This window comes from Corallococcus llansteffanensis, from assembly GCF_003612055.1.
Classification (GTDB): Bacteria; Myxococcota; Myxococcia; order Myxococcales; family Myxococcaceae; genus Corallococcus; species Corallococcus llansteffanensis.
In genome coordinates this window covers 1-2,076 of the sequence record NZ_RAWB01000935.1, presented here as the reverse complement: position 1 = coordinate 2,076, position 2,076 = coordinate 1, and the positions used below count along the sequence as shown (strand labels likewise).

Annotated in this window: 4 protein-coding genes; 3 read left to right on the top strand and 1 reads right to left on the bottom strand. The window is 72.7% G+C overall.

Annotated features, from left to right (window positions below; all coding sequences use genetic code 11):
- Both D7V93_RS42230 and D7V93_RS42225 read left to right on the top strand, forming a co-directional pair.
- Positions 1–745: methionyl-tRNA formyltransferase (locus D7V93_RS42230; RefSeq protein ID WP_147451652.1), on the top strand; the 745-nt coding region annotated here is incomplete at its 5' end.
- Positions 746–933: 188 nt separating this feature from the next.
- Positions 934–1,350, top strand: coding sequence for a type II secretion system protein GspG (locus tag D7V93_RS42225; protein WP_120648589.1), 417 nt, complete (start codon positions 934–936; stop codon positions 1,348–1,350).
- A 188-nt stretch (positions 1,351–1,538) separates the two neighbouring features.
- Here the strand turns inward: D7V93_RS42225 and D7V93_RS42220 are convergent, their stop codons facing one another.
- Positions 1,539–1,970, bottom strand: coding sequence for a YchJ family protein (locus tag D7V93_RS42220; protein WP_120648588.1), 432 nt, complete (start codon positions 1,968–1,970; stop codon positions 1,539–1,541).
- Between D7V93_RS42220 and D7V93_RS42215 the strand changes: the two genes are divergently transcribed.
- Positions 1,906–2,076, top strand: a 171-nt coding sequence (locus tag D7V93_RS42215) for a BatA domain-containing protein (RefSeq protein ID WP_147451651.1), incomplete at its 3' end; no start/stop codon positions are given. The genes D7V93_RS42220 and D7V93_RS42215 overlap by 65 nt on opposite strands.

Genomic DNA, 2,076 nt, shown 5'->3' with positions numbered 1-2,076 from the left:
ATTGGAGGGGCTGTTCGGGGCCGCGACGCCCCCGCTCGACGTGCTGCGGGTGGGCGAGCGGGCACAGCTGCCGCTCCAGCTGGCGGCGCTGAAGCCCGACCTCGTCCTCGCCTTCTTCTTCCCGTGGAAGCTCACGCCGGAGGTGCTGGCGGTGGCGCCGCGAGGGGCCATCAACGTGCACCCGTCGCTCCTGCCGCGCTACCGGGGCCCGTGTCCGCTGGGCTGGGCGCTGCGCGACGACGCGCGGGAGCTGGGCCTCACGTTCCACCGCATGGACGCGGGCTTCGACACCGGGCCGGTGCTGGTGCAGGGCACGTTCCCCGTCATCGACGAGGACACGGAGGAGACGCTCTTCGAGAAGATGATGCTCGCGGCGCGGCGCCTGCTGCCGCGGATGCTGGAGCGCGTGGCCCGGGGCGACGTGGGCGAGCCGCAGTCGGATGCGGAGGCCACGCCCGCGCCCTTCTTCGACCTGGCGTACCGGGACATCGACTGGAACGACACCGCGCGGGCCGTGCACCTCAAGGTGCGCGCGTGCCGCTTCGCCGCCTGGCGCGAGGGGAATGGCGATGCGCGCGCGGTGCTGCGGGGCCGGTGGGTACGGGTGCAGCGCACGCGCGCGTGGCGGGGCGAGGATCCGCGGGCGGTGCCGGGGACGCTCCTGGCGCGCCAGGGAGACGAGCTGCTCGTGCAGTGCGGGGACGCGCCCTTGTGGCTGGTGGCGCACACGCCGGAAGACGCCTGAGCGGTGTGCCTTCCAGGCGCGGCGGGCCTGCTGACGCCGTGTCCCGCGACGCAGCGGACGCGCCCGTCATTCTGTCCGGTGCGGAGGGCGTCGTGCCGTGTGACACGGGGCAGGAGCCTGGCGGCGCGCGGGTTGCAATCCCGTCCTTCCTGAACCGGCGCGTGAGGCGCCGTGTCGGAAGGACAGACATGGACCAGAGCAGGTCGCGGGTGCGGCGTCAGCGCGGCATGACGCTGATTGAGATCATGGTGGTCATCACCATCCTGGGGCTCATCGCCGCCGCCGTGGGGGTGGCGGTGATGGGACAGTTGGGGACGGCGAAAGAGAAGCGGGTGGGGCTGGACTTCGGGTCGCTCGGGCAGGCCCTGCAGCTGTACGCGGTGAAGAAGGGCCGCCTGCCGGACACGGCCACGGGGCTGCGTGCGCTGGTGGACGAGCAGATCCTCCCGAAGCTTCCCAAGGACCCGTGGGGCAATGACTACGCGTACACGCTGGAGCGGAGCACGCCGGTCATCGTGTCACTCGGGGCGGATGGCGCGCCGGGCGGGGACGGCGACGACCGGGACCTCTCGTCACGCGACCTGGACGATGCGTCCGCGCGGTGAAGGAGGAGAAAAGGGTGCTGCCCGAGTGGAGAAGCCGCGGATTTGGGTGACCCTTCCGGGCCAAGGCGGATTCGAACCGCAGCCCCCCGTGAAGGGGGCTGTACCAGGGCGTGTGGGGCCTCTCCGGCCGGGCAGCACGGTGAAGGACGCGGGGCCGCGAGAGTCCTGACAACGGATTTTCGCGCGCGTCAGTCCGCGGGGAAGGTGTCGAGCGTGAGGGACTCGGGCGGCACGGGCAGGTCGCGCGGCAGCTTGAGGACGCCCTCCAGGTAGCGCCAGCCGGTGCCGTCGTGGCGGAAGTCGGAGCGCTCCACGAAGGACTGGTCCCGGCCCTTCTCGAACACGCGGGCGAAGAAGAGGACGCGCGCCAGGCCGGACGCGTCCGGAGGCTGGTGGCCCAGCACCGTGAGGCCCGGGTACTGGTGCGCCTGGGCGAAGGCTCGCAGCTCGCGCACGACGTCCGCCTCCGGCCGGGCGCGCAGGGGGTGGTCGGGGTGCAGGGTCTTCCACAGGTAGGCGGCGTCGCGCTGGGCGAAGGCGCTGTAGCGGCTGCGCATGAGGCGCTCGGCGTCGGGCGCTTCGGCCTCGCCTCGGTGGAAGGGCGCGCTGGGTGCGCTCATCCCCGTGCTGGTGCACCTGTTCGACCGGCGCCGGCCCCGGGCGCATCCGTTCGGGCCGATGGCCTTCGTGCTGCGAAGCCAGAAGCGCACGGCGAGCCGCCTCAAG